This is a genomic window from Bradyrhizobium paxllaeri (assembly GCF_001693515.2).
Taxonomy (GTDB): Bacteria; Pseudomonadota; Alphaproteobacteria; order Rhizobiales; family Xanthobacteraceae; genus Bradyrhizobium; species Bradyrhizobium paxllaeri.
The window spans coordinates 874,974-901,960 of the sequence record NZ_CP042968.1 but is presented as its reverse complement, the minus strand read 5'-3'; the positions used below and the strand labels follow the sequence as shown (position 1 = coordinate 901,960).

General features: G+C 61.9%; 27 protein-coding genes and 2 tRNA genes. 15 read left to right on the top strand and 14 right to left on the bottom strand.

The window, feature by feature from the left end; translation table 11 throughout:
- The first annotated feature begins 97 nt into the window (after nucleotides 1-97).
- The 3 genes from carA (at nucleotide 98) to LMTR21_RS04185 (ending at nucleotide 2,686) form a co-directional block, all read left to right on the top strand.
- A complete protein-coding gene (carA, locus tag LMTR21_RS04195; RefSeq protein WP_065755396.1) occupies nucleotides 98-1,288 on the top strand; it encodes a glutamine-hydrolyzing carbamoyl-phosphate synthase small subunit in 1,191 nt (396 codons plus the stop codon).
- Between the two features lie 230 nt (nucleotides 1,289-1,518).
- The gene (locus tag LMTR21_RS04190; protein ID WP_065755395.1) at nucleotides 1,519-2,013 is read left to right on the top strand and encodes a PaaI family thioesterase; all 495 of its coding nucleotides are present in this window, start codon (nucleotides 1,519-1,521) and stop codon (nucleotides 2,011-2,013) included.
- A gap of 139 nt (nucleotides 2,014-2,152) precedes the next feature.
- A complete protein-coding gene (locus LMTR21_RS04185; RefSeq protein ID WP_065755394.1) occupies nucleotides 2,153-2,686 on the top strand; it encodes a cupin domain-containing protein in 534 nt (177 codons plus the stop codon).
- Nucleotides 2,687-2,698: 12 nt separating this feature from the next.
- Here the strand turns inward: LMTR21_RS04185 and LMTR21_RS04180 are convergent, their stop codons facing one another.
- Nucleotides 2,699-3,025: a hypothetical protein gene (locus LMTR21_RS04180; RefSeq protein WP_141688533.1), complete on the bottom strand. Its 327-nt coding sequence runs from the start codon at nucleotides 3,023-3,025 to the stop codon at nucleotides 2,699-2,701.
- 546 nt (nucleotides 3,026-3,571) lie between these two features.
- On the opposite strand from LMTR21_RS04180, the gene LMTR21_RS04175 reads away from it, so the two are divergent.
- The 3 genes from LMTR21_RS04175 (at nucleotide 3,572) to LMTR21_RS04165 (ending at nucleotide 9,146) form a co-directional block, all read left to right on the top strand.
- Entirely contained in the window at nucleotides 3,572-5,029 is a 1,458-nt protein-coding gene (locus tag LMTR21_RS04175) for a DUF1254 domain-containing protein (protein WP_065755392.1), read from the top strand.
- A 154-nt stretch (nucleotides 5,030-5,183) separates the two neighbouring features.
- Nucleotides 5,184-7,700 carry an arylsulfatase gene (locus LMTR21_RS04170; RefSeq protein WP_065755391.1) on the top strand — a complete coding sequence of 839 codons (2,517 nt, stop codon included), beginning with the start codon at nucleotides 5,184-5,186 and terminating at the stop codon, nucleotides 7,698-7,700.
- 423 nt (nucleotides 7,701-8,123) lie between these two features.
- On the top strand, nucleotides 8,124-9,146 hold the full coding sequence (locus LMTR21_RS04165; RefSeq protein WP_065755411.1) for a SphA family protein: 1,023 nt from the start codon (nucleotides 8,124-8,126) through the stop codon (nucleotides 9,144-9,146).
- Between the two features lie 263 nt (nucleotides 9,147-9,409).
- Here LMTR21_RS04165 and LMTR21_RS04160 read toward each other — a convergent pair whose 3' ends face one another.
- Nucleotides 9,410-9,943, bottom strand: a complete 534-nt coding sequence (locus LMTR21_RS04160) for a Dps family protein (protein ID WP_065755390.1) — start codon at nucleotides 9,941-9,943, stop codon at nucleotides 9,410-9,412.
- A 125-nt stretch (nucleotides 9,944-10,068) separates the two neighbouring features.
- Here LMTR21_RS04160 and LMTR21_RS04155 point away from each other — a divergent pair, with 125 nt between their 5' ends.
- From LMTR21_RS04155 to LMTR21_RS04135, 5 genes are all read left to right on the top strand, one after another.
- The gene (locus LMTR21_RS04155; RefSeq protein ID WP_065755389.1) at nucleotides 10,069-10,773 is read left to right on the top strand and encodes a class I SAM-dependent methyltransferase; all 705 of its coding nucleotides are present in this window, start codon (nucleotides 10,069-10,071) and stop codon (nucleotides 10,771-10,773) included.
- Nucleotides 10,774-10,853: 80 nt separating this feature from the next.
- Nucleotides 10,854-10,929 (top strand) — tRNA-OTHER (locus LMTR21_RS04150).
- A 287-nt stretch (nucleotides 10,930-11,216) separates the two neighbouring features.
- Entirely contained in the window at nucleotides 11,217-14,681 is a 3,465-nt protein-coding gene (carB, locus tag LMTR21_RS04145; protein WP_065755388.1) for a carbamoyl-phosphate synthase large subunit, read from the top strand.
- A gap of 213 nt (nucleotides 14,682-14,894) precedes the next feature.
- Nucleotides 14,895-15,371: a transcription elongation factor GreA gene (gene greA / locus LMTR21_RS04140; protein WP_065755387.1), complete on the top strand. Its 477-nt coding sequence runs from the start codon at nucleotides 14,895-14,897 to the stop codon at nucleotides 15,369-15,371.
- A 394-nt stretch (nucleotides 15,372-15,765) separates the two neighbouring features.
- Entirely contained in the window at nucleotides 15,766-16,179 is a 414-nt protein-coding gene (locus tag LMTR21_RS04135; RefSeq protein ID WP_065755386.1) for a DoxX family protein, read from the top strand.
- Between the two features lie 118 nt (nucleotides 16,180-16,297).
- On the opposite strand, the gene LMTR21_RS04130 is transcribed toward LMTR21_RS04135, so the two are convergent.
- The gene (locus LMTR21_RS04130; RefSeq protein WP_028350193.1) at nucleotides 16,298-16,777 is read right to left on the bottom strand and encodes an Lrp/AsnC family transcriptional regulator; all 480 of its coding nucleotides are present in this window, start codon (nucleotides 16,775-16,777) and stop codon (nucleotides 16,298-16,300) included.
- A gap of 280 nt (nucleotides 16,778-17,057) precedes the next feature.
- Here LMTR21_RS04130 and trxB point away from each other — a divergent pair, with 280 nt between their 5' ends.
- Together trxB and LMTR21_RS04120 are read left to right on the top strand one after the other, a co-directional pair.
- Nucleotides 17,058-18,023, top strand: coding sequence for a thioredoxin-disulfide reductase (gene trxB, locus LMTR21_RS04125; RefSeq protein WP_065755385.1), 966 nt, complete (start codon nucleotides 17,058-17,060; stop codon nucleotides 18,021-18,023).
- A 2-nt stretch (nucleotides 18,024-18,025) separates the two neighbouring features.
- A complete protein-coding gene (locus LMTR21_RS04120) occupies nucleotides 18,026-18,949 on the top strand; it encodes a LysR family transcriptional regulator (protein ID WP_057858391.1) in 924 nt (307 codons plus the stop codon).
- A 94-nt stretch (nucleotides 18,950-19,043) separates the two neighbouring features.
- On the opposite strand, the gene LMTR21_RS39895 is transcribed toward LMTR21_RS04120, so the two are convergent.
- Nucleotides 19,044-19,199, bottom strand: a complete 156-nt coding sequence (locus LMTR21_RS39895; protein WP_187399306.1) for a hypothetical protein — start codon at nucleotides 19,197-19,199, stop codon at nucleotides 19,044-19,046.
- Between the two features lie 359 nt (nucleotides 19,200-19,558).
- Here LMTR21_RS39895 and dapA point away from each other — a divergent pair, with 359 nt between their 5' ends.
- Nucleotides 19,559-20,488 (top strand): 4-hydroxy-tetrahydrodipicolinate synthase, encoded by a 930-nt coding sequence (gene dapA / locus LMTR21_RS04115; RefSeq protein WP_065755384.1) that lies wholly within the window; start codon nucleotides 19,559-19,561, stop codon nucleotides 20,486-20,488.
- A gap of 49 nt (nucleotides 20,489-20,537) precedes the next feature.
- Here dapA and LMTR21_RS39890 read toward each other — a convergent pair whose 3' ends face one another.
- Nucleotides 20,538-20,678 (bottom strand): hypothetical protein, encoded by a 141-nt coding sequence (locus tag LMTR21_RS39890; RefSeq protein ID WP_187399305.1) that lies wholly within the window; start codon nucleotides 20,676-20,678, stop codon nucleotides 20,538-20,540.
- A 230-nt stretch (nucleotides 20,679-20,908) separates the two neighbouring features.
- On the opposite strand from LMTR21_RS39890, the gene LMTR21_RS41430 reads away from it, so the two are divergent.
- Nucleotides 20,909-21,043 carry a hypothetical protein gene (locus LMTR21_RS41430; RefSeq protein WP_256380318.1) on the top strand — a complete coding sequence of 45 codons (135 nt, stop codon included), beginning with the start codon at nucleotides 20,909-20,911 and terminating at the stop codon, nucleotides 21,041-21,043.
- A 169-nt stretch (nucleotides 21,044-21,212) separates the two neighbouring features.
- Here LMTR21_RS41430 and LMTR21_RS04110 read toward each other — a convergent pair whose 3' ends face one another.
- The 9 genes from LMTR21_RS04110 to LMTR21_RS04070 form a co-directional block, all read right to left on the bottom strand.
- Nucleotides 21,213-21,893, bottom strand: a complete 681-nt coding sequence (locus LMTR21_RS04110; protein ID WP_057835747.1) for a ParA family protein — start codon at nucleotides 21,891-21,893, stop codon at nucleotides 21,213-21,215.
- Between the two features lie 179 nt (nucleotides 21,894-22,072).
- Nucleotides 22,073-22,402: a hypothetical protein gene (locus LMTR21_RS04105; protein ID WP_065755383.1), complete on the bottom strand. Its 330-nt coding sequence runs from the start codon at nucleotides 22,400-22,402 to the stop codon at nucleotides 22,073-22,075.
- 306 nt (nucleotides 22,403-22,708) lie between these two features.
- On the bottom strand, nucleotides 22,709-24,373 hold the full coding sequence (gene tnpC, locus LMTR21_RS04100; RefSeq protein ID WP_148635933.1) for an IS66 family transposase: 1,665 nt from the start codon (nucleotides 24,371-24,373) through the stop codon (nucleotides 22,709-22,711).
- Between the two features lie 47 nt (nucleotides 24,374-24,420).
- A complete protein-coding gene (gene tnpB / locus LMTR21_RS04095) occupies nucleotides 24,421-24,741 on the bottom strand; it encodes an IS66 family insertion sequence element accessory protein TnpB (RefSeq protein ID WP_430642467.1) in 321 nt (106 codons plus the stop codon).
- A gap of 23 nt (nucleotides 24,742-24,764) precedes the next feature.
- Nucleotides 24,765-25,166 carry an IS66-like element accessory protein TnpA gene (gene tnpA / locus LMTR21_RS41725; RefSeq protein WP_148635932.1) on the bottom strand — a complete coding sequence of 134 codons (402 nt, stop codon included), beginning with the start codon at nucleotides 25,164-25,166 and terminating at the stop codon, nucleotides 24,765-24,767.
- Nucleotides 25,060-25,482: a hypothetical protein gene (locus LMTR21_RS40655; RefSeq protein WP_246175105.1), complete on the bottom strand. Its 423-nt coding sequence runs from the start codon at nucleotides 25,480-25,482 to the stop codon at nucleotides 25,060-25,062. Before LMTR21_RS40655 ends, tnpA begins: the two co-directional genes overlap by 107 nt.
- Before the next feature lie 128 nt (nucleotides 25,483-25,610).
- Nucleotides 25,611-25,687, bottom strand: a tRNA-His gene (locus LMTR21_RS04080).
- A 221-nt stretch (nucleotides 25,688-25,908) separates the two neighbouring features.
- Nucleotides 25,909-26,343 carry a phasin gene (locus LMTR21_RS04075; RefSeq protein WP_065753269.1) on the bottom strand — a complete coding sequence of 145 codons (435 nt, stop codon included), beginning with the start codon at nucleotides 26,341-26,343 and terminating at the stop codon, nucleotides 25,909-25,911.
- A 238-nt stretch (nucleotides 26,344-26,581) separates the two neighbouring features.
- Nucleotides 26,582-26,965 (bottom strand): phasin family protein, encoded by a 384-nt coding sequence (locus LMTR21_RS04070; protein WP_065753204.1) that lies wholly within the window; start codon nucleotides 26,963-26,965, stop codon nucleotides 26,582-26,584.
- Nucleotides 26,966-26,987: the final 22 nt, after the last annotated feature.

Below are 26,987 nucleotides of genomic sequence, written 5' to 3'. Positions count from 1 at the left end.
CCGGCGGTCAAATATGCAGCAAACGCATGTGAATCACCCTGTTTTCTGGCCTTCCGGCTTTGACGCGCGGGGGCGCTTGCGACTATGAAGTGCGCTCATGACAACATCCAATAATTCCTCAGCCTGGCCGGACCAGAAACCGACCGCGCTCCTCGTGCTTGCCGATGGTACCGTGCTGGAAGGTTTTGGCCTCGGCGCGGAAGGCCACGCCGTCGGCGAGGTCTGCTTCAATACCGCGATGACCGGCTATGAGGAGATCCTCACCGATCCCTCCTATGCCGGCCAGCTCATCACCTTCACCTTCCCGCATATCGGCAATGTCGGCACCAACGACGAGGATATCGAGACGGTGAACATGGCGGCGACGCCGGGCGCGCGCGGCGTGATCCTGCGCACGGCCATTACCGATCCCTCGAACTACCGCGCCACCAAGCATCTCGACCAGTGGCTGCGCGCCCGCGGCATCATCGGCCTCTCCGGCATCGACACCCGCGCGCTGACCGCGCTGATCCGCTCCAAGGGCATGCCGAACGCCGTGATCGCGCATTCGAAGAGCGGCACGTTCGACCTGCATGGGCTGAAGGAAGAGGCGCGCGAATGGCCCGGCCTCGAAGGCATGGACCTGGTGCCAATGGTCACGTCGGGCCAGCGCTTCACCTGGGACGAGACGCCGTGGGCCTGGCAGCAGGGTTTTGGCCGCCAGAGCGAGCCGGAGTTCAACGTCGTCGCGATCGACTACGGCATCAAGCGCAACATTCTGCGGCTGCTCGCCGGTGAAGGCTGCAAGGTCACGGTGGTGCCGGCGACGACATCGGCCGAAGACATTCTGGCGATGAAGCCGGACGGCGTTTTCCTGAGCAACGGCCCGGGCGACCCGGCGGCCACAGGCAAATACGCCGTGCCCGTGATCCGCGAGGTGATCGCGTCGGGTACGCCGACCTTCGGCATCTGCCTCGGTCACCAGATGCTGGGACTGGCCGTCGGTGCCAAGACCAAGAAGATGCATCAGGGCCACCACGGCGCCAATCATCCGGTGAAGGACGAGACCACCGGCAAGGTCGAGATCACCTCCATGAACCACGGTTTTGCGGTGGACCAGGATACCCTGCCTGAGGGTGCGACGCAGACCCACATCTCGCTGTTCGACGGCTCCAATTGCGGCATCGAGCTCAAGGACAAGCCGGTGTTCTCGGTGCAGTACCACCCCGAAGCCTCGCCCGGCCCGCGCGACTCGCATTATCTGTTCAAGCGGTTTGCGGATCTGATGCGGGAAAAGAAGCGGGCGTAAGACGCTTTCGCTAAACGCTGCGCCGCATATTCATCCATGTCGTCATGCCCGGGCTTGTCCCGGGCATCCACGTTTTTACAGTGCCGCAGCGACGAAGACGTGGATGGCCGGGACAACTAGCGCGAAGACGCGCTTCGCGCTTTAGCCCGGCCATGACAGAAAATTTGCCGCACTAGTGCTCCGCCACGCGGTATAATATTATAATCATAATTTAACGAAGGGAATTTGCCATGCCCGACAAGTCCGCCGCCGTCGAATACGGCGTAACGCCGACGCATGTGATGGCATCGATGTCGGGCCTCGACTTCGTCCGCGCCATGTTCGCGGGCAAACTGCCCTCGCCGCCGATCATGCAGAATGTCGAGCCGTTCGAGTCCACCGCCGAGAAAGGCCACGTCGTGTTCCACAGCGTGCCGGGCTTCCGGCACTACAATCCGATCGGCTCGGTGCATGGCGGCTATGCCGCGATCCTGCTGGATTCGGCGATGGGGCTTGCGGTGCAAACCGCGCTACCCGCCGGCACCGGCTACACCACGCTGGAATTCAAGATCTCCTTCATCAGGGGCATGAGCAAGGATACCGGCACCGTCCGCACCGAGGGCAAGACGCTCAATGTCGGCCGCCGCGCCGCGACGGCGGAAGCGCGTATTACCGACGCGAACGGCCGGCTGCTCGCGCATGCGACGACGACGTGTCTGGTTTTCGAGATTCCGAAGGGAACGTGAGGGGCGGAGTTTGGTTTGACGTTATAGAGCGTAGGGTGGGCAAAGCGAAGCGTGCCCACCATCTCACGTCGTGTATTCGGTTAGAGTGGTGGGCACGTCGCTACGCTCCTTTGCCCACCCTACACATCGGAGCAAAGCCATGTCCGTCGTCAGCGCCGATATCGAGCCGCTCACCTTCATCTTCGAAGATGACGGCCTCGTGCCCAACAATCCGCTACCGTTCCTGGTTTACAAGGGCGCGGTCGATGTCGCGAACGATCATCCGGAAAAGACCATCGAGGGATTGTTCGGCGCCAATGGCTGGGGCGCGATGTGGCGCAACGGCGTCTATGACTATGTGCATTACCACGCCACCGTGCACGAGGCGCTCGGCGTCGCCCGTGGCCGCGCGCGCGTCCGCTTCGGCGGTAACAGCGGCAAGGAGCTCGAGATCACGCCCGGCGACGTCGCCATCCTTCCCGCCGGCACCGGGCATCAATGCGTGTTCGCCAGCCCCGATTTCTGCGTCGTCGGCGCCTATCCGCCGGGACCGCCGATGCAGATCACGCGCCCGACGCCGGAGAACCACGCCAAGGCGTTGAAGACGATCCCGGAAGTGAAGCTGCCGAAGACCGATCCGGTGCGGGGCGAAGACGGACCGCTGGTGAAGCTATGGAGAAGCGCCGCGCGATAAGGCGGCCCGCCACTAGCCGCGGCTGGCAATCCGATCGGCCGCCCGTTCCGCGGCGGGCTCTCCCAAGGACACCCGCATCGCCGCGACCCGGGCAACAAAGAGCCCGATGACGAGGTTGGCCCGTTCGATCTCAAGCTTGTCACGGACCGGCCCGGTCGGCGCATCCGCGCACATGGTCTTGATGCAATCCAGCGTGCGAGACAATGAATCGACGACCGTCCATATCGGCTCGATCGAGGGCGGCGCCACCGCCGACGGCCCCGGCATGACTTCAGCCGTGCCGGGAAATTCAATTACTTTTTGTTGCATCACTAAAATCCAAATTCGAACCAATTGCACGGCCGGGGTGTCCCCGGTTCGTTCTGCCCGGGATCATGGCCCCACCCATCATAGTGTCGCCTCGCGCAGGCTCGCTTAAATTGATTATCGGAATCTTGCAGCGCGCCTTCAATACGCGCGCGTTTTTCGTGCATCTTGAACTTTAGGAGCTTCCCGATACCTGCATTGCCGGCGCCCTTCGCACGGCCCAGGAATGGTGCAGCAGGATACGCCTGCGATCATCAAGAAAGCGCGCAGAAAATTGCGCGTGAGACGACGCCTTGACATAGGTCAATACCAATACCCTGCACGAGGCGGATTCTACAACGCAGGCTTGTATACAAGGCCGACAGAGCCCGGTTCTTCCGGTCCCCGGCGCGAAGCTTTTTTTGCAGCGATGATGCACGTTCTTCTTGGCGATACGCACCACTTCATGAGCCGCTAGAATGCGTCTGATTGATCTTCGAACATCCGGAAGCGGAATTTCCCGCAAGCACAAGGAAAACCGGGATCAGACGCAGGCGGCAACTCCAGAACCTTGAACACATCAGAACAGGAGGAGGCGACATGCTAAAGCAAATTCTGCCCCTGACATTGTCTCTCTGTATCGGCGCAGCGGCTGCGCCCGCGGCGCTGGCGCAGGCGCCCATCACCGAACAGGAAGCGCACGCGATCGCGGTCGACGCCTACCTCTATTTCTACCCGCTGCTGTCGATGGACGTCACGCGAAAGCAATTTACCAACATCGGGCCAGACAAGGAAATGGGGAAGGGTCCGATGAACATGTTCAATAACGTACCCGAATATCCACCTGCGGACTTCAGGGGTGTCGTTCGTTCGAACTTCGACACTTTATACTCCACTGCATGGCTGGACATGTCGAAAGAGCCTGTGGTGATCTCAGCACCGGATACGAATGGGCGCTACTATCTGCTGCCGATGCTCGACATGTGGACCGACGTGTTTGCTTCGCCGGGCTGGCGAACGACGGGCACCGGGGCCGGGACGTTTCTGATCACGCCTCCGGGTTGGCGGCCGGACCTGCGCGACAGGTTTGTGGAGGAGTTCAAGCTTCCGAAAGACACCCAACGGATCGAAGCGCCAACGTCTTACGTCTGGGTGATTGGCCGGACCAAGACAGATGGCCCGCACGACTACGATGCGGTCCGAAAAATCCAGGCCGGCTACAAGGTCGCGCTGCTTTCCGAGTATGGCAAGGCTCCCAGGCCGGTCGAGTTCAAGCCGGACCCGAGCATCGACATGAAGACGCCGCCAAAGGTCCAGGTCGATAGCATGTCGGCAGGCGTGTATTTCGCCAATGCCGCCGAGCTGCTCAAGGTTCACTCGCCTCACATCACCGACGAGCCGATCATCGCGCAGATGAAGAAAATCGGTATCGAGCCCGGCAAAAGCTTTGACATCGGCAAGCTCGATCCGGCGGTGCAGAGAGCGATCGAAACCGCGCCGCAGGACGGACAAAAGCTGATGGCCTGGAAAGTGCCGACGCTGGCCCGCGTCGCCAATGGCTGGTCGATGAACACCGACACGATGGGCGTCTACGGCAACTACTATCTGAAGCGGGCGATCGTCTCGCAAGTGGGGCTTGGCGCCAATTTGCCCGAGGATGCCATCTATCCACTCAACCTCGCCGACGAATCCGGCAAGCCGCTCGATGGCGCCAACAAATACACCATCACCTTCGACAAGGGCGCAGCGCCGCCGGTCAACGCGTTCTGGTCGATCACACTCTACGATCCAGAAGGCTTCCAGGTCGGCAACGTCCTGAACCGCTTTGCGGTGAGCAGCTGGATGCCGTTCAAATACAATGCGGACGGTTCGCTCGATCTCTATTTCCAGAACGCCAGCCCCGGCAAGGAGCTTGAAGCCAACTGGCTTCCCGCGCCCAAGGGGCCATTCAATCTGACGATGCGTCTGTACGCACCGAAGTCGGAAGCGCTGACCGGCAAATGGAATCCGCCGCCGGTCACGAAGTCGCAAACAACGGTAGGCATTTCGGCTCAATGAGCGTTGACGGCCGCCGGGGCTTCGGCGCCGGCGGCCGGTCGCGCAAACACGAAAGCCCTGACGAGGAGCAGACCAGAGCTTTTGCGCAAGAGATTCTGGGAAGGGTATTCGTCACGACTCACGTTCGCTGCGTCACACGAGTGGAGAAAATCCCATGATCGCTGAACAAGACAAGTGTCGGCCGAAACAGAAATGGCTATTGGCCACCGGTCTTGCGACCCTGCTCGTCGCATTTCCAGCTCTTCTCGCTGGATCCGCAGCCGCCCAGCAAATCACGGGCACCCCGGGCACGCCCGGCGCTACGATGACGATCGACGGCAAACAACTGCCGCCGGAGCCCCCGAAGTTCGGCGGCGTGATCAACGAAACGGCCAAGGATTCCAAGCCGTATTGGCCGCCGTCCGTCGCTCCGCCCAAAGGGGCGCCAAACGTGCTGCTGATCATGACCGACGACCAGGGTTATGGCGTTTCCGGTACCTTCGGCGGCGTGATCCCGACCCCGAACATGGATCGCATCGCCAACGCCGGCCTGCGTTATACCCAGTTTAACTCGACCGCACTGTGCTCGCCGACACGCGCCGCGCTGATCACCGGCCGCAACCATCATTCGGTCGGGTATGGCGTCATCGGTGAAATGTCTACCGGCTACCCCGGCTACAATTCCGTCATCGGCCAGGAGAGCGCAACGATCGGAACCATTCTGCGCGACAACGGATATGCCACGTCGTGGTTTGGCAAGAACCACAACACTCCGACCTATCTGTACAGCGCGGCCGGACCATTCGACCAGTGGCCGATCGGCATGGGCTTCGAATACTTCTACGGATTCATGGGCGGCGAGACCGACCAGTGGACGCCCTACCTGTTTCGCAATACGACCCAGGTATTTCCATGGATCGGAAAGCAAAACTACAACCTCATCACCGACATGGCCGATGACGCCATCAACTACATGAACGGCTTGAACGCCGCCGCGCCGGACAAGCCGTTCTTTGTCTACTACGTGCCGGGTGGCACGCATTCGCCGCACCAGCCCAGGAAGGAATGGATCGACAAGTTCAAGGGCAAGTTCGACATGGGCTGGGAGAAGCTGCGCGAGCAGATCTTCGCCAACCAGAAGAAGCTCGGGGTCATCCCCGAGAATACCCAGCTGACGCCCTGGCCGGATACGCTGCCGAAGTGGGACTCGCTTTCCTTCGTGCGAAAAAAGCTGTACGCGCGCGAGGCTGAGGTGTTTGCCGGCTACGCCGCCTATACCGACTATGAGATCGGCCGCGTTATCCAGGCCGTCCAGGACATGGGCAAGCTCGACAACACGCTGATCATCTATATCAGCGGCGACAATGGCACGAGCGCCGAGGGCACCCTCGAGGGCACTCCGAACCAGATGACCGCCTACAACGCCATTCTGGACCTCCCGGAAGCCGAGCTGATGCTGAACTATGAAGCCTGGGGCTCCGACAAGACCTACCCGCACATGTCGGTGGCCTGGTCGTGGGCGTTCGACACGCCGTTCAAATGGACCAAGCAGGTGGCATCGCACTTCGGCGGTACACGACAAGGCATGGCGATATCGTGGCCCGGCCGCATCAAGGACGCCGGTGGCATCCGCAGCCAGTTCCACCACATCATCGACATCGTGCCGACGATCCTCGAAGCATGCGGCATCGCGGCGCCCGCCACGGTCAACGGCATCGCGCAAAAGCCGATCGAAGGCGTGAGCATGGCCTACACGTTCGACAAGGCAAACGCCAACGCGCCATCAAAACGCGAAACCCAGTATTTCGAGATGTTTGCCAATCGCGGAATCTACAACAATGGCTGGTATGCCGCGACGACGCCGCCGGTGCCGCCGTGGGTCTTGGGAACGGCGAAGCTGCCCGAGATCAACGACTACAAATGGGAGTTGTACAACATCACCGAGGACTTTTCGCAAAACAACGACCTCGCTGCGAAGAATCCCGACAAGCTGAAGGAGATGCAGGCACTGTTCCTGACGGAGGCGGCAAAATACCAGGTCTTGCCACTGGACAACTCGGTCCTGCCCCGTCTCGTGACGCCGCGGCCAAGCGCGACCGCCGGGCGAAGTGTCTTCACGTTCAAGGGAGAGAATGCCGGCATTCCCGACGGTAACGCTCCTAGCATCCTCAACAAGGACTATACCATCACCGCCGAGATAACCGTTCCCCAGGGCGGCGCGGAAGGAATGATCGCCACGCTGGGCGGCCGCTTCGGCGGATACGGCCTCTATCTGCTCAAGGGAAAGCCGGTGTTTTCCTACAATATGCTCAATCTCAAGCGGTATCGCTGGGAGGCCGGCCTGGGAAGTCGCGATGTCTTTGGCCACGCGCTCAAGCCCGGCAAGCACACGATCGTGTTTGACTTCAAGTACGATGGACCCGGCCCCGGCAAGGGCGGCACCGGTGTTCTCACGGTTGATGGCAAGCAGGTCGCCAAGAAGTCGATGCCGCACTCGATTCCTTTCCTGATGGCGATCGACGAGACCTTTGACATCGGCAGTGATACCCGCACCGCAGTGGACGACAGCTACAAGCTGCCGTTCCGGTTCACCGGCAAAATCGACAAGCTCACCTACAAACTTGGCGCGACGCAAATGACGGGCAGTGAGCAAAAGCTGATGCGGCACGCGCTCGAAAGAGCGAGAGACTAGCCCAATCCAATTGATCTGCGGGCATCAAAAGGATGCCCGCAGATTCATCGTTGTGCGAGAAAGCATCTTTCTTAGAGCCCGGACGCTTCGGTCTTCGGCCAGTCGCATCAAGGACAATCGCGCACCGGCACGCAGCGGGCTTCATTGATCCGCCGCCGATGCCGGACGCAGGGCCGCCTTCGCAAAGCCCGTTGACGTGCATAGCAGGCGATAGTCTCGTGACTTCAGCGCAACAGTCGCGACGGATTTTCGATCTGGACCGTTTTCGCGGGGCGATGGCTTACGACGAGATATTCGATCTATGTCAATCTCGGATTGATCACTGTGATCTCAGGGCATTGGGAGCAACAGATGGCACACGAACCATTCAATCGAGCACTCGGCGCCCTTCTCAAATATGCAGGTGCCGGCCTGTCGATTGCGATGCTGGCCGCCCTTCCCGGCGTGGCACGCGCCGATGAAAACGGCATCAGCTTCTGGGTCCCCGGTTTCTTTGGAAGCCTCGCGGCCACGCCGCAGCAGCCGGGTTGGTCGCTGGCGAATATCTACTACCACACCTCCGTATCGGCCGGCGCCGACGTCGCGCGTGCGCGTAACTTCTCGCTCAACAGGGTTCCGGCCAACGTTACCTTGAACGCAAACCTGAATTTGAGCGTCAACGCCACCGGCAATCTGGGCTTTGTGATCCCGACCTATGTATTCTCGACGCCGGTACTTGGCGGCCAGGCGTCGGTGTCCCTCATAGGGGCGTATGGTGTCGTCGGCACCAGCCTGGCGGGGACCTTGTCCGGCGTGCTCACGGGCCCGCTCGGCAACAACATCCCCTTCTCGCGGTCCGATACTTTCAGCGACACGACATGGGGCTTTGGGGATCTGATACCGCAATTCGCATTGCGCTGGAACGCCGGCGTCCACAACTACATGACCTACATCACGGGCGATATCCCGGTTGGCGCTTACGAGTCCACGCGCTTGTCAAACCTTGGCATCGGACACGGCGCGATCGACGCCGGCGGCGGCTATACCTATTTCAATCCGCAGACCGGCCACGAGGTCTCCGGCGTGCTCGGCTTCACCTACAATTTCAAGAATCCTTCGACGCAGTATCAGAGCGGCGTCGACATGCACTTCGACTGGGGTGCATCGCAGTTCCTGTCGAAGCAGGTCATGGTTGGCCTCGTGGGCTATGTCTACAAAGAACTCGGCTGCGACAGCGGTTCAGGCAACCGTGTCGGCTGCTTCCAGTCCCAGGTGGTTGGCGTCGGTCCCCAGATCGGATTCCTTTTTCCGGTCGGCGACATGCAGGGCTATCTCAATCTCAAGGCTTACGGAGAGTTTGCTGCAGAGAATCGTCCGAGTGGCTGGAATGCCTGGGTCACCTTCGCGATCTCGCCGCCGGCGCCCGGCGCGCCTCCGACAACGAAACCCATCGTCAGAAAATATTAGGATCGGGTGGCTCGGACGGCTCGATCGTTCTCAAGAGATTTAGCGGATCGATGCCTCGCTGTATCTCTCGCTAAGCATGTATCTAACGTAGCCAGATACGCCGTCCGTCAGTCGGCGATTCGCCGCTTCTTCGTTCGAAGCTACACCGTCAAAACCGACCGTGACGCGACGGGAATGTCCTTTCGGAAGGCAAACGCCGCAGGCCGCAGGGATGGCAAGGCCGACCCTGCGCTGTGCGCGCCTCGCGAAATCGCAATTGCGTCCTACGCCGCGTTGGCGCCTTCCTGGCGGCTGGCCTCGAACAGGAACCAGGTGCGGCGCTCGGTCTCGTCGATGAACTGTTCGAGCAGGCTCGCGGTGCCCCTGTCCTCATTGTCGTCGGCAAGCTTGTGCGCCTTGCGCATCGCCGCCGCCATCTTCTTGTTGTCTTCCATCAGTTCGCGCAGCATCTGGCGCGCCGGCACGTAGGCCTCGTTGTTGTCCTGGATGGTCTGCAACTTGCCGATCTGTCCGATCGAGCGAATTGTTGTGCCGCCGATCTTGCGCACCCGTTCGGCAAGCTGGTCGGTGGTGCCGTAAATCGCTGCCGACTGCTCGTCGAGCAGGAGATGATAGTCGCGGAAATGGCGGCCGCTGACGTGCCAGTGGAAATTCTTGGTCTTCAGATAGAGCGCAAAGGCGTCCGCCAGCAGGACATTGAGCGACGCCGAAATCTTCTCGACGGCGGCCGGCGCCAGGTCGGTCGGTGTATCGAGATCGGGGGATACCTTGTCGGATTTGTTGTTGGCTTTGCTCACGTTGCACCTTCCTGTTAGGAACCGGAAACCGGCGGCGGGTGGACATTGGCCGCTGGACGACCTAACGCATTACTTTCAGGCTGGTTCCGGCTCCGGAACCTACTGTTTTGCGGGACATTGCGCGCATGGATGAATGGATCGACTATTACGATTCAACGCATACGATTTATGCGAGCAAGCTGCATCGCGACCTGCATTTCCAGGTCATCGCGCGCGACATCATCGGCTATATCGCCTCGCCCGACGCCGTCGTGCTGGACTATGCCTGCGGCGAGGCGCTGTCGGCCGCCAGGGTGGCGGACGCCTGTGCCAAGCTCTATCTGGCCGAGCCGGCGCCCGGCGTCCGCGGCCGGCTGATCGCGCGCTTTGCGCCGAACACCAAGATCCGCGTCCGTTCGCTCGATGAACTGCGGACGATGAGCGAGGGCTCGATCGACCTCGTCGTCATGAACTCGGTCGCGCAATACATGACACCGGATGAACTGGATTCGGCGTTTGCCGTCATACGCCGGCTGTTGAAGCCCAATGGCCGACTGGTGCTGGGCGACATCCTGCGGCCCGAAGTCGGGATGGCCCGGGACGTGCTGGCGCTGCTGAAATTCGCACGCGCCCACGGCTTCCTGAAAGACGCGCTCTATGGCCTCGCCAGCACGGCGCTGTCCGACTATCGGCAACTGCGCACCCGCGTCGGGCTGCAGCGCTACGGCGAGAAGGAGATGATTGAGAAGCTCGCCCGGGCCGGCTTTTCCACCTCGCGCGCGCATCAGAACATCGGCCACAACCCCTGGCGGATGACCTTCGTGGCCCGGCACGCTCTCCAGCTCAGTTGAATCCTACTACGCCCTAAGGTTGTTAACCCTAAAGTGCGGTAAGCATGGTTCACCGCGCCGTGATCGGTAATGATGTAAGCGGCCCGGTGGCGGAAGCGACGACGCGGGAGCAGTGCAATGCTCTTTATCCTGGTTCAAATCCAGGCCGGGCCTCCACGCTTCACCCTGACGGGCTACGCGTGGCGGAGCCACGCGGAGACCGTCAGGTCGGAGCGTGTCCGGCGTAGCTTGAGCGTAGCGAAAGCGTAGACGGACCCAGACCGCCGTAGCGCGCAGAGCGCCAAATCCCTGAATTTCCCCGTTGATGGCCCGTTTTTGGGGGTTTCGCGGGTGCAAAATCTGGTCTAAAGACCACCCGCGCGCGAGGGTGACCCGCGCTCTTGGCTTAGGGGACGCGCGGCTGCGCGCCCTTTTTTTGTGCCCAAAATCCAGTCTGAGAGCTGATGCCCAAAAGAACAGATATCTCCACCATCCTGATCATCGGCGCCGGTCCCATCGTGATCGGCCAGGCCTGCGAATTCGACTATTCCGGCACCCAGGCGGTGAAGACGCTGAAGGAAGAGGGCTACCGCATCGTCCTCGTCAATTCCAATCCGGCCACCATCATGACGGATCCGGAACTGGCTGACGCCACCTACATCGAGCCGATCACCCCTGAGATCGTCGCCAAGATCATCGAGGCGGAGCGCCACGTCATTCCGGGCGGCTTTGCGCTGCTGCCGACCATGGGCGGCCAGACCGCGCTGAACTGCGCGCTGTCGCTGCGCCGCCAGGGCACACTCGACAAGTTCGACGTCGAGATGATCGGCGCCACTGCCGACGCCATCGACAAGGCCGAGGACCGCCAGCTGTTCCGCAACGCGATGGAGAAGATCGGCCTGCAGACGCCGAAATCGCGGCTGGCCAATGCCTCGGCGCTGAAGAAATCCTATCGCGACAAATACCTCGCCGAACGCGAGAAACTGTCCGGCGATGCGCTGGATGAACTCGAACGGCAATGGACGATCGGCGAGAACGAGCGCCGCAAGCGCTACCAGGAGCACGCACTCGGCGAGGCGCTGATGGCGCTGTCCGAGATCGGACTGCCGGCGATCATCCGCCCCTCCTTCACCATGGGCGGCACCGGCGGCGGCATCGCCTACAACAAGGAAGAATTCCTCGACATCATCGAACGCGGCCTCGACGCCTCCCCGACCAACGAAGTGCTGATCGAGGAATCCGTGCTCGGCTGGAAAGAGTTCGAGATGGAGGTGGTGCGCGACAAGAAGGACAATTGCATCATCGTCTGCTCGATCGAGAACCTCGATCCGATGGGCGTGCACACCGGCGATTCCATCACGGTGGCGCCGGCGCTGACGCTGACCGATAAGGAATACCAGATCATGCGCGACGCCTCGATCGCGGTGCTGCGCGAGATCGGGGTCGAGACCGGCGGATCCAACGTGCAGTTCGGCGTCAATCCCGAGGACGGCCGCATGGTCGTGATCGAGATGAACCCGCGCGTGTCGCGCTCCTCGGCGCTGGCATCGAAAGCGACAGGCTTCCCGATCGCAAAAGTCGCCGCCAAGCTCGCGGTCGGCTACACGCTCGATGAAATCGCCAACGACATCACCGGCGGCGCCACACCGGCCTCGTTCGAGCCGACCATCGACTACGTCGTCACCAAGGTTCCACGGTTTGCGTTCGAGAAATTTCCCGGCGCCTCCACCACGCTGACGACCTCGATGAAGTCGGTCGGCGAGGTCATGGCGATCGGCCGCACCTTCCAGGAGAGCCTGCAGAAGGCGCTGCGCGGGCTCGAGACCGGCCTGACCGGGCTCGACGACATCGAGATCGAAGGCCTCGGCCAGGGCGATGACAAGAACGCGATCCGCGCGGCGCTCGGCACGCCGACGCCGAACCGCATCCTGCAGGTGGCGCAGGCGATGCGGCTTGGCTGGTCGAATGAGGAGATCTTCAATTCCTGCAAGATCGATCCGTGGTTCCTCAGCGAGATGCGCGGCATCATCGACATCGAAGCCAAGATCAGGGCGCACGGCCTGCCGCCGAACGGCTATGGCATGCGCATGCTGAAGGCGATGGGCTTTTCCGACGCACGGCTTGCCGTGCTGTCCGAGTCCACGGAAGCCGAGATCACCGCGAAGCGTCATGCGCTTGGCGTCCGTCCCGTGTTCAAGCGCATCGACACCTGCGCTGCGGAATTCGCTTCGCCCACCGCCTACATGTATTCGACCTATGAGGCGCCGTTTGCGGGCGCGCTCGCCGATGAGAGCGCGCCGTCGGACAGGAAGAAGGTCATCATCCTCGGCGGCGGCCCGAACCGGATCGGCCAGGGCATCGAATTCGACTATTGCTGCTGCCACGCCTGCTTCGCGCTCGACGACGCCGGCTACGAGACCATCATGGTCAACTGCAATCCGGAGACGGTGTCGACCGACTACGACACCGCCGACCGCCTCTATTTCGAGCCACTCACCGCCGAAGACGTGCTGGAGATCGTCGCCACCGAGCGGCAGAACGGCACGCTGCACGGCGTGATCGTGCAGTTCGGCGGCCAGACCCCGCTGAAGCTGGCGCGCGCGCTGGAAGCCGCTGACGTGCCGATCCTCGGCACCTCGCCCGACGCCATCGACCTCGCGGAAGACCGCGACCGCTTCAAGCGCGTGCTCGACAAGCTGCGGCTGAAGCAGCCCAAGAACGGCATCGCCTATTCGGTCGAGCAGGCACGGCTGGTATCGGCCGATCTAGGCCTGCCGCTGGTGGTGCGCCCATCCTACGTGTTGGGCGGCCGCGCGATGCAGATCATCCGCGAGGAAAACCAGCTCAACGACTACCTGCTCGGCACCCTGCCCGAACTGGTGCCGGCCGACGTCAAGGCGCGCTACCCCAACGACAAGACCGGGCAGATCAACACCGTGCTCGGCAAGAACCCGCTGCTGTTCGATCGTTATTTGTCCGACGCCACCGAGATCGATGTCGACTGCCTCTGCGACGGCAAGGACACTTTCATCGTCGGCATCATGGAGCATATCGAGGAAGCCGGCATTCACTCCGGCGATTCCGCCTGCTCGCTGCCGCCGCATTCGCTTGACGGGAAGATGATCGAGGAGCTCGAGCGGCAGACCCGCGAGCTCGCGCTCGGCCTCGACGTCGTCGGGCTGATGAACGTGCAGTACGCGATCAAGGACGGCGAGATCTACGTGCTCGAAGTCAATCCGCGGGCGTCGCGCACCGTGCCGTTCGTCGCCAAGGTCGTCGGTACGCCGGTGGCGAAGATCGCAGCAAGGATCATGGCCGGCGAAAAGCTTGCCGATTTCAAACTGAAGAAGAAGCAGCTCGGCCATGTCGGCGTGAAGGAGTCCGTCTTCCCCTTTGCGCGCTTCCCCGGCGTCGATACCGTGTTGGGTCCGGAAATGCGCTCGACCGGCGAGGTCATGGGCATCGACCGCTCGTTCGAGGTCGCGTTCGCCAAGAGCCAGCTCGGCGGCGGCACCCGCGTGCCGCGCAAGGGCACCGTCTTCGTCTCGGTGCGCGAGACCGACAAGGACCGCATCGCAGATGCGGTCCGCTTGCTGCACTCGCTCGGCTTCAAGGTGATGGGCACCTCCGGCACGCAACGTTTCCTGACCGACAAGGGCATCCCGACGGAGAAGGTTAACAAGGTGCTGGAAGGACGCCCGCATATTGTCGACGCCATCACCAATGGCGACATCCAGCTCGTCTTCAACACCACCGAAGGGCCGCAGGCGCTGGCGGACAGCCGTTCGCTGCGGCGGGCTGCCCTCTTGCATAAAGTGCCGTATTACACCACTCTTTCGGGTGCTATTGCGGCCGCCCAGGGCATCCGCGCCTATCTGGGCGGGGACCTTGAGGTCCGCACACTGCAGAGTTACTTTTCCGAGACCTGATCGTTGGGCCGGGCGAATGCCCGCTAAACGATTGGCAATAAAGCCGTATGGCTGGAACTCACCGCTCGTTTGGATGTTGAATCGGCCCCTGAAGGGGCCGAAATTAATAGGCTGGCGGGCTCGTTATCGGGCCACGAAAGCCCGAATCAAAATCTAGGAAATACCTCGTGCGTTCCGCGCAATGGGCGGCTCGTGCGATGGAAGGACGGAAGAATGGTAGACAAGGTTCCGATGACTGCGAGCGGCTATGCCGCGCTTGAGGTCGAGTTGAAGCAGCGCCAATCGGTGGAGCGTCCGCGCATCATCGAGCATATTGCGGAAGCGCGCTCGCATGGCGACCTCTCCGAGAACGCGGAATATCACGCGGCCAAGGAAGAGCAGTCGCACAATGAAGGCCGCATCGCCGAGATCGAGGACAAGCTCGCGCGCGCCGACGTGATCGACATTTCGAAACTCTCTGGCGACACCATCAAGTTCGGCGCCACCGTCACGCTGGTCGACGAGGACACCGAGAAGAAGGCGGTGTGGCAGATCGTCGGCGAAGTCGAGGCCGACGCCAAGAAGGGCCGCATCTCCATCACCTCGCCGCTCGCCCGCGCCCTGATCGGCAAGAAGAAGGGCACGACCGTCGAAGTGATGGCGCCGGGCGGCGCCAAGGCCTACGAGATCACCAAGGTCGAGTGGCGCTAAAGCGCGATCCGCCTGGGGATCATGCTGTAGTCACCTGCAAGTTACTGTTGCGACAAAGCCGCGTTTGCCACGCGGCTTTTTTGTTGCCGTCGCGCTGACAGGATTGTGAGTGGTGGCGCGGCGGATTTTTGAATATCCGCTCCAAGCAATACTTATAGATTATAACTAAGTCGATCGGCGGAAAAACCCGGCATTTCGCGGCGATGGACTAAACGTCGCGGTCTGCCGGGGCGTCATCTTGCTGCGTTGCATCAGCGACAATGTCGCGCAGCGGCGAGGTGACGGGGAATGATTCAAATTCAAAGGTGTTGTGTCGGCATCACACGCGATCTGCCAACACCGTGTAATCTCGTCACGCTAGTTTCTGGCGTGCCAAACAAAGGGGGACGATGAGATGGACCAAATCGACAGACTGCTCGCGAAGTGGCAGCCGCAGGCGCTGAGCCTGCTTCGCTTCATCACGGGCTTGCTGCTGTTTCAGTACGGTGTCGCCAAGATTCTCGGTTTTCCGGTCGTACCGATGTTCGCAAAGATACCGCCGCTGATCGTGGTGGCCGGTACGATCGAACTCGTGCTTGGCGCGCTGTTGATGATCGGCCTGTTCACGCGCCTCAGCGCATTCATCCTGTCCGGCCAGATGGCGTTCGCCTATTTCATCGGGCACATGTTCAAGGCGCCCGCCGCGCCGGTCTTTCACCCGATACTCAATGGCGGCACCGCCGCGATCCTGTTCTGCTTCGCCTGTCTCTATCTGGCGACCGCAGGCGGCGGTCCGATCAGCGCCGACGCGATGATACGGAAGAAATAGGCTGAATGCCGTCATTCCGGGTTCGTGCGTAAGCACGACGCGGAAGCTCGAGATTCTCAGGTGCGCAATTGCGCACCTGAGTTCGCGTCTTCGACGCGCCCCGGAATGATTCTTAGCCTCACCCTGCGACCTTCACATCGAGCGGCACCGCCGCTTCGTATTTCGAATTGTGCAGCACCAGGGACGTCCGCACATTGCGTACATGCGGCGCGGCGGTCAGGTGCGTGACGAAATCCTGGAACGTCGCCATGTCGGGCGCGACGCATTTGAGGATGAAGTCGACCTCGCCCGACAGCATCCAGCATTCCCGCACCAGCGGCTCGGCGCGGACGAAATCCTCGAACGCGCGCAAATCCGCATCCGCCTGGCTGGACAGATGAACGGACGCGAACACGGTGACGTCGAAGCCGAGTCGGCGCGGATCGAGCAGGCCGCGGTAGCCCTGGATGTAACCTTCCTCCTCCAGCGTGCGGACGCGGCGCAGACAAGGAGGTGGCGAGATGCCGACCCGTTTGGCCAGTTCCACGTTGGTGATTCGGCCATCCGCCTGGATCTCGGCAAGGATTCGGAGGTCGATTTCGTCAAGATTCTTCGACACGCGCGTCGGGTTCCCTAATTTGGCTGCGCTTAGGCAGGTCTTACCGGCAACTCTTTAGCCCAGGCCGCGCCGCTTGCGCAATTTTATTGCGCGTGCAGCGCCACATTTCGCAAAAGTGACTTCAGTTCCGGGGAAAATTCGCTGGGATGAATTGCAATTCTTGCATAGCTACCCAGATATCTTAGACTTGGATTTGACACTTTCAGCGCCGCCGCGACGTCCTGCCGAGCGCTTTCTGCTCAAGTCAAAACAAACCCCCGAATAAGAGAGGGATCCGCCGATGCCTGCGCCTATCCATGCCAAGGTCGTCATTATCGGTTCCGGCCCCGCCGGTTACACCGCGGCGATCTACGCGGCGCGCGCGATGCTCGAACCCGTATTGATCCAGGGCATCCAGCCGGGGGGACAACTCACTATCACCACCGACGTGGAAAACTATCCGGGCTTCGCCGACGTCATCCAGGGCCCTTGGCTGATGGAGCAGATGGAGAAGCAGGCGGCCCATGTCGGCACCAAGATCGTCACCGATCTCGTCACCAAGCTCGAACTGGCGCAGCGGCCGTTCCGCCTGACCTGCGACAGCGGCGACGTCTATCTGGCGGAGACGGTGGTTCTCGCCACCGGCGCGCAGGCGCGCTGGCTCGGCATCCCCTCGGAAGAAAAATTCAAGGGCTTTGGCGTCTCGGCCTGCGCGACCTGCGACGGCTTCTTCTACCGCGGCAAGGAAGTGATCGTGGTCGGCGGCGGCAACACCGCGGTCGAGGAGGCGCTGTTCCTGACCAACTTCGCGTCGCAAGTGACGATCGTGCATCGTCGCGATCATTTCCGCGCCGAGCGCATCCTGCAGGACCGCCTGTTCAAGAATCCGAAGATCAAGGTGGTGTGGGACTCCGCGATCGACGAGATCCTCGGCGCCGAGAACCCGAGCAAGGTCACCCATGTGCGGCTGAAGAACGTCAGGACCGGCACATGTACGGAAGTGCCGGCGGACGGCGTCTTCATCGCCATCGGTCACGCACCCGCAACCGACCTCGTCAAGGGCCAGATCAAGCTGAAACCCTCCGGCTATGTCGAGGTGGCGTCGAACTCGACCGCCACCTCGATCCCCGGCCTGTTCGCTGCCGGCGACGTGGCTGACGAAACCTACCGGCAGGCGGTCACGGCCGCCGGGCTCGGCTGCATGGCGGCGCTTGAGGCCGAACGCTTCCTGGCTTTGCGTGCGAGCGATCGCGCGGCGGCAGAATAATCATGCCTCGAACAAGGGACGGATTTACGGACATGGATTGGGACAAGCTGAAGGTGTTTCACGCGGCGGCGGAAGCGGGAAGCTTTACCCATGCCGGCGAGCAGCTCGGGCTGTCGCAATCGGCGGTATCGCGGCAGGTCAGTGCGCTGGAGCAGGAGCTTGCGGTGTCGCTGTTCCACCGCCATGCGCGCGGCCTCATCCTTACCGAACAGGGCGATCTGTTGTTCCGTACCGCGCATGACGTGTTCATGCAGTTGCAGGCGGCGCGCGCCAAGCTCACCGACAGCCGCGAGCGGCCGAGCGGCGACCTCAAGATCACGACGCCGCCGGCGCTCGGCATCAACTGGCTGATCCCGCGGCTCGACGAATTCACCGCGCTCTACCCTGATATCCGCATCTCGCTGATCGTCACCGACGAGGATCTCGATCTGTCGATGCGCGAGGCGGATGTGGCGATCCGGACCCGCAAGCCGACCCAGCCGGACCTGATCCAGCGCAAGCTGTTCTCGATCGGCTTCCATGCCTATTGCTCGCCGGAATACATCAAGCGCTTCGGCACGCCGCGTACGCTCGACGACCTCGACTCGCACCGCATCATCATGCTCGGTGATGCACAGGTGCCGCCGCATCTGCAGAACCGGAGCTGGCTGATCGACGCCGGCCGCAATGGCTCCGGCCCGCGCGAAGCCTATTTCAAGGTGAACAATATCTTAGGCCTGGTCCGCGCCTGCCAGCAGGGGCTCGGCATCGCCGCCCTGCCCGACTACCTGGTCGAGGAAAACAATCGCCTGGTGCAGCTTTTCGGCGAGACCGACTCGATCGCGGTGGACACGTATTTCGTTTACCCCGAGGAACTGAAGACGGTCGCACGCGTGCAGGTGTTCCGCGACTTCGTGGTCAGCAAGGCGCAGCGCTGGCCGTCCTAGCGCATGATCCGGGAAAGCATGCCCCGCACTTGATGCGGGGTGGGCACCGTTTTTCCCTCGGGAAAAACGCGACGTGTTTACCCGGAGATCATGCTCAAAAAACAAGGTAGCGAAGCGGCTCCTGTTGTTTCGGATTAGCCCATTTAATAGAGGGCGCGCTCACCGCATGTCTGACATGCGGCTTGGGCGCTTGCTGCATGGCGCTGATGAGGATCATAGTACTTGAACGCTGAGTGATCGCGTCGCGCATATGTCCCCCTCCTCCAGTGACGCGGTGGTTCAGTAATCCCTCTTGGAAGGTGATTGTGTCGGCCTCACGTGGCCAATACCTTGAGCCGGGCTTTCGGGCCCGGCTTTTTTTTGAGTCCAAGTCTCTTTCAGCGACATGCCGTGTTCCCGCGCAGATTGACATTGAGGTTCTCGGCCTCCATCATCCGCACATGATCACGAGTTCGTGCGCAGCCTTGTCGTCGAAAAAAGGTCCCCACCCGGGGACCCGAGATCGACGCGCGCGCTAAAACTGCCGCAACCCGCGATCCGAAGCCCCGCCGTGTGGACGGGGTTTTTTATTGGTCCCGTCTCCGGCTCACCCCATGAGGAGATGGAACGATGACTGCTCCCACGAACGACCTAACAAGCCGGCTGCACGGCCTGTGGCTGCCGCTGATCACGCCGTTCCGCAACGGCGAACTCGACGAGGCCTCGCTGCGCCGCCTCGTCCGACACTATGCGGCCGGCCCGGTCGACGGCTTCATTCTCGCGGCAACCTCGGGCGAAGGCATGTCGCTTCGCGCGGACGAACTCGAACGGCTGGTGACGCTGACGCGCAGCGAGCTCTCCCTCTGCCAGCGCCATCTGCCGATCCTGCTCGGCCTGTCCGGCGCCTCCACCGCGAAGATGAAGGATGCGCTGGACGAGACGGCGGCCTGGCCGATCGACGGCTATCTGATCGCAAGCCCCTATTACATCCGCCCATCGCAGCGCGGCCTGCTGCAGCATTTCACCGCGCTCGCCGACCACGCCTCATGGCCAATCGTTCTCTACAACATCCCCTACCGGACCGGCGTCAGCCTCAGCAACGAGACGCTGCTGCAGCTTGCCGCGCATCCGAACATCGTCGGCATCAAGGATTGCGGCGCCGACCGCGCGCAGTCGATCGACCTGCTGGCGCGGCGGCCGGCGGGCTTTCGCGTGCTGACCGGCGAAGACGCGGAGTATCACGATGCGCTCGCCGACGGCGCTGATGGTGCGATCCTGTTGTCGGCGCATCTGGAGACCGAAGCCTTCGCCTCGATGCGGACGCTGCTGAGGCAAGGCGACCGTGACGGCGCGCGGGCGTGCTGGAAGGAACTCTCCCGGCTGACCCGGCTGTTGTTCGCCGAGCCGAGCCCGGCGCCGGCCAAGCATTGGCTGGCGCGCAGCGGACTGATCGACAGCGCCGAAGTTCGCCTGCCGATGGTGGAAGTGAGCGAAGAACTGGCGGCGTTGCTGGACGAGGAAATCGAACGGCGCAGGCCGCCATTGTTGCGGCGGGCCTAAGGTTGCGATCGACGCCCTCTCGTCGCATCGGCGAGAGGGAGAAAGAGAGTCAGCTCACCAGCAGGCGATAGGTCATCACAGGCGCGAAGCCGAGCAGCATCGCCCAGATCGCGAATGACGACACCAGGAGGACGTCATGCATGCTCTGGGCAAACTCGCCGGTCGGAAATTTCCTGTTGTGCGCGCTCATTGGTCTCCCCCGTTGTTCTCCAAGGGACACCCATACGCGTAAAATTTTAATGTCGCGCGCGACGCTTCGCTCGACTTTGACGCCGTGCGATCAGGGAATGTTAACCAGATGTGGCGGTGGTTAATCGCGGGTAGCAGGTGCGGTCAAATGCAAGCGAAATCGGAACCAGGTTTTTAAAGCCGATCGCGTATCGGAAGAGGAAGGAGCCACAGGAAACGCGGGGGCGCGTCGTGCATTTCGAAAACAATAGCTTTTCTGATCAACAGGGTTTTTCGACCGAGGACATTGTGTGGGCCGTCGGCATCTGGTCGGTGATCCTGACACTGTCGCCGGTCGTCGTGTTCTACGTGCTGATGGTGGCGTAAGAGCCGGACTCTCTCCCCCGTCATTCCGGGATGGTCCGAAGGACCAGACCCGGAATCTCGAGATTCCGGGTTCGATGCTTCGCATCGCCCCGGAATGACGACTCCCCACAAAAGAAAAACGCGCGGAATGCCGCGCGTCTTTGTCAGTCAGAAAAAGAAAGCGGCGTTGTTACGCCGCCTGCTTGTGCATGGCGCCCGAAGCCGACGCCGTTCCGCGGATCGCCTTGATCGAACGTTCGATCGCGCCCCACAGCCTGGAGATCTCCGCCGCAGCACGGCCTTCCGCGTAATATTCGCGGGCGCCCTCGCCCTGGCTCAGCGCCATGATCAGATCGGCGCGGTTGGTGATCTGGCCGCTCCACACCGGCGCGCGGAATTTCGCCAGCGCTTCACGCGCGATGGTGACGATGCGGCTCTCGGCGCCGTCGCGTTCGGCGGGCGCACCGTTGACCACCACCGCATAGGGCTTGCGCGCCGAGCGGCAGGTCTGAATCGTTTCCTGCACCGCGTTGACGTCGAACACGCCCGGACGCGCCGGAATGATCACCATCGTCGCGTTGCGGATCGCGTCGTCGACGACGGCCGACAAATTCGGCGGCGTGTCGATGAACACCCATTCGACGCCGTCGCGCTTGGCGGCGGCGACGATGCCGCTGACGGAATTCACCGCAGCCTTGATCGGCGGCTCATTGGTACCGCGCAATTTGTGCCAGAGCGTAAGCGAACCCTGCGGATCGGCGTCGACGAGCAAAATGGGCTTCGTTGCCTTGTGAACATGGGCAGCGAGGTGAGCAGCCAGGGTACTTTTTCCCGAGCCTCCCTTACGTGATGCGAAAACAATTACGTTCATACCTTGGCCTCCAGTTGACCCCAGAAGCCGAAAATGAATCAGCGCGCTGATTCGTGAAAGAAAAATTTATCGACTGCCGCGATGGGGCCACTTAATTGCCAATAAGGCTGGTTTTTGAGTCACACCGTGCAACTCCGGTTACCCGAAAAGGAAGTCGGCAAAGCCTTGTCTTGCTTGGCTCATTGCGTGCTTTTTGCACGCTCGCGTTCGAGTTTTACGCGCTGACGTTCGAGCCATTTGCGCTCGATCCATCCAAGTCCCTGCGCCATAGGTTTCTGCAGCGGCGGCACGTCCTGCGCGAACAAAAGGAGTCCGAGCGGCAGCATCCAGAGTCCGAGCACCGGCAGGAAGCTGAGAAAACCGCCGACGACCAAGAGAAGCGCGAGCGGAATCCTGACATAGATCGACGACGGCTTGCGCACCCAGCCGACGAACTTCGCCGGCCCGGGCGGCAGCTTTTTCTCGAACCAGGCAAAGTGCCGGTCGAGTTCCTTTTGATGCTGACTCAATGAACCCTCTCCTCTTGTGTGAGGAGATGTTCATTGGAACGGCCGCCGGCAAGCGTCAGTCTGTCGCCTGAAAGAGATCTTGAAATTAATGAGCCGCCGTCAGGTCGCGGGCTTTTTCGGCTTCTCGCGCGGTTTGGCGGTCGCGGCCTTGCGCGGGGCGGCCGGCCGGATGACGGTCGGCCGGCCGGCTGGTCTCGCCGAAACTTCTCCCGGCTCGGGTCGGAAATGCGTACGCATACGACGAAGACCGCCTGATTGACGCATGCGCGCGGGCGCGGCGGGCTCTATGATGGCGTTGCGTGAAGGTCAGGCGGCCTGCTGACCGGCGGCTTGGCGCAGGAGTTTCCATTCCCAGGGCAGCAGTTCGTGCAGACGCGAAGCGGGAAGATCGGCGATACGGGCGAGGACGTCGGCGAGCCAAGCCTTGGGATCGACGTCGTTGAGGCGACAGGTCGTGATCATCGTCAGCATGATGGCGGCACGGTTGGCGCCACGCTGGCTGCCGGCGAAGGTCCAGTTGCGCCTTCCCAATGCGATGCCTCTCAATGCGCGCTCAGCACAATTGTTGGTCAAGCAGATCCTGCCATCGTCGAGGAAGCTGGCGAAGTCGTCCCAGCGCCTGAGCATGTAGTTGATCGGCTTCAGGACATCGGAGGAGCGCGAGAGGGTTTCGCGCTCACGCAGCAACCAGGCGCGCATGTCATCGAGAAGCGGCTTGCTGTTTTCCTGGCGCACGGCGCGCCGCTCGTCGGCGCCACGGCCGTTGATGGCGCGCTCGATCTCGAACAACGCATCGAGGCGCTTGACCGCCTCCAGCGCGATCGGAGAGACCGGCTTGCCCTTCTTACCTTCCCGAGCATTTTTCTCGATGTCAGCCAGCTCGAAGAAGCCCCGCCGCGCATGGGCAAAGCAAAACGCCGGCGTCATCGGCAGCACTTTCCGCTGCGGGTCGAACAGCGGCTCGAAGCCGCTGTAACAGTCGCACTGCAGGATACCCGTGAAGGCGGCCAGATGCTTCTGGGGGTGCTCGCCTCGTCGGTCGCTCGAGGCGTAATAGACCGCCGCCGGCGGCGCAGGCCCGGCGAAGGGCCGGTCATCCCGCACATAAGTCCAGATCCGCCCGGTCGTGCACTTGCCCTTCGCCAGGATACGGATGGTGGTGTCATCGCCATGCAGGCGCTCGGCCGCGAGCACATGGCGTTCGATCAAGTGGAAGAGCGGCATGACGGCGAAGGTCCCGTGGCCGACCTGATCGGCCAGCGTCGACAACGGCAGGTCGATCCCTTCGGCCTTGAAGCGCGCACTCTGGCGGTTGAGCGGGATATGCATGCCGAACTTGTCGAACAGCATCGTCGCCAGCAATTGTGGGCCGATGAAGCCACGCGGCGTGGCATGAAACGGCGCCGGCGGCTGGCTGATCTTCTCGCAATCGCGGCAGGTAAATTTCTCCCGTACCGTCTCGATCAGCTTGAAGCGCCGCGGGATCTCCTCCAGCGTCCCGGTCACATCCTCACCGATCTTCGCCAGCCGCGATCCACCGCAGCAGGCACAGGTCGTTGGAGCTTCAATGACGACGCGCTCGCGTTCGATGTCATCCGGCCATGGCTTGCGCACCGGCCGCTTGCGCATGAAGGGGCGGACGTTCTGCGTCTTCGCCGCGGCGGCCTGCGCGGCAAGCTCATCCTCGCTCGCCGTGGTGACGAGCTCTTCCAGCTCCAGCTCCAGCTGCTCGAGCAGCCGTGCCGTGCGTTCGGAGCGTTGCCCGTACAGTTCGCGTTTCAGCTTCTCGATCCGCAGCTCGAGATGCGCGATCAGCGCCTCGGTATCCGACAGTTGCGCCTGCGCATTCGCGGCTTGCGCCTGCCAGTTGGCAGCCACCGCCTCAGCTCGCAGCCGTGCCTCACGCTCGGCCTGCAGCGCCGCCAGGGCACTGACGAGGTCCGATGGAAGATCGTCCGGCTTCGATATCATGAAGCCATTGAATCAGATCAAGCAGCAGATTCAAACCGTAAAAGCGGCTATCCGACCCGCGTCGGCCGATGGGTTTCTTGAGGGTTACGCCAATCGATCCCGGACAGCAGATAGCTCAACTGCGCCGGCGAGATCGTTACCGATTCTCCGGCAACCGATGGCCAGATGAACTTTCCTCTCTCGAGTCTTTTTGTGAACAAGCAGGCTCCCTGGCCATCGTGCCAGATCGCCTTCACAAGATCGCTGCGGCGACCGCGGAAGACGAACAGATGACCGCTGAGCGGGTCTTTGTGCAGCACCTCCTGCACTTGGAGTGCCAGCGACGGAAAGCCTCTGCGCATATCCGTGTAGCCTGTCGCGAGCCACACTCGCACATTCCCCGGTATCGCAATCATCGGCGTCCAAGCACATCGAGGACCCGCGCCAACGCCTCCGAATCGACGTGCGCATCCACCCGGATGCACCGTCGGTTGCCGAGATCGATCTCTATCAATCCAGTACGCGCGGCTGCCACGGAGCGAACTCGGCCATCAACCGTAGGCAAAAGCCTCGGAGTTTCCTCAGCCGATGCCGCTACGGCAGCGATCTGCACCGGCGTAAAAGATGGTACAACTTGTTCCGATGTCCGTGCTTGTCGACGCCAGGTAAACACCAAGCTGGCCGCTACTCCGTTGCGACGCGCAACCTCAGTCACCTTCGCGCCCGGCGCCAATGTCTCCTCGACAATCCGTGCCTTGTCGTCCTGCGACCAGCGCCGCCGCCGCTCCAGCCCACCCAAAACCTCGACCCGCATCGCCTGATGACCTTAAAGCTAGACTTAAGGCCACACGCTTCGCGAATTGCCACCCGTCACGCAAGACGGCCCCCGTCGGATGCGTACGGAAATGCGCGCGGCAGGCCGGCGAGAGTTGGGATTTCCTGGCGACCATGCAGGCCGTCACGCGGCTGATATCGGGGATGTCGGCGCTGCAGAGGCGAAACGCGTCGCCGGTGCAGGCCTGCTCCTGTTCGGGGGTGTAGGCGTGGCCGGCGGTGGACCAGATCGAAACCGACAGTGCCGTGGCCAGCATCAATCCGAACCGGAAATTCCCTGCGCGAAAAATCGTCATCAAATCCCCCCAGTGCAAAATTTGGCGGAATTGTGGGTGAGCGGATGAGGATTCGCAAGCACGGGTGGACAGCACGCCACAGCACAAGTGTCGCGGCAGTCGAGCGGTAAATTCAAGGGCGTAACGGGTGGTACAGTTGGGTGGGCTCGAACCACCGACCTCCTGTTCCACAGACAGGCGCTCTAACCAACTGAGCTACAACTGCATCCTTGCGGGGCCCCGAAGGGGGTCGCGAATGGGCCGGAAACTAGGTGCAACGCCTCGCTTTGGCAAGTGCGCGAAGTCACACAATATTGGTCATCCGGCAAGCGCAATTCGTTCAACGCGCGGAATCCGCCGACGGTCCCGGAAGCCGGCCAAATCGGCCACCAGCAGCAAAAAGCCCGGGCCGTTTCGCCCGGGCTTTTCGGAAGCGATGCGGCCCGATCAGGCGGCCGGCTTGTAATACTTCGAGGCGGAAGCCTTGATCGGCTCGACGGTCTCGCCGGCGACCTTCTGGCCGAGCTCGGCGAGCTCCTTGGCCTGGGCGGTGAAGGTCTCGTATTGCTTCTTGGCGTGCGCAGTCCACAGCTCCAGCGCCGCGGCCGGCGTCTTCACGCCGAGCAGCTCCTGCGCGAAATCGAGCGAGGACGAGGTGTTGGCCTTGAAGAACTCGATCAGCTTGCCGTTGTACTCGCTGGCGCCCTTGCTGGCCGAGGTGAACACGGCCTCGATGGTGCCGTTATGGGTTTCGGCGGCATCCTTGAACTTGGCGTAGCTGTCGCGGGCCTGCGAGACGCCCTTTTCGGCGAACGCACGCACTTGCTCGGGAACTTCGAAGGGGATAATGGAGGCGGAGAAGGGATCGGTGGGGCTGGTCACGGCTTGCATCCTTCACAACGGGGTTAAACGATGTCCCCCTCGAGGAGGCCGGGCAGGCAAGCGGCCGAGGGGTAACGCACACACGCACTCACGGAAAGTGCCCATCCTCGGGCTCGCCCAATAAGCACCCATATCATGTCAAATTTGTGCAACGCACCGCAATTTGTGGTGCGTTGCCGCAAATAAACCCGCACCGGATGCGTGTTCCAGCCGGGTGACCCTGCCCGACGGTGAAAGATCAGGCCTTCGGCTTGGCGGCTTCCACCGCGGCCTTGCCGACGATCTGGCTCATTTCGCTCGCCTGCTCCGCCAGTGCGCGCATTTGCACCTGCACATATTCGCTTTGCAGCCGCATCACCTCGGGCAAATCCTTGGCCTTCAGCAGCGCCTGCGCGTGATCGAGCGAGGCCTGCACGTTCTTCTCGGCATAGGCGACGGCCTTCTCCCGGACATCCTTGGCGCTCTCGCGCACCGTGGCACCGCGCTCCTCGATGGAGCCGGCAGCGGCCTGCGCGGCCTCCACGAATTTCTCAAACGTCTTGCGGGCCTGCTCGAAGCTTGCTTCCGCCATCGATCGCATTTCCTTGGGTATTTCGAAACGGTCTCGCGCTTCATCGCTCATGATGGCTCCTTTGCATTGGCAG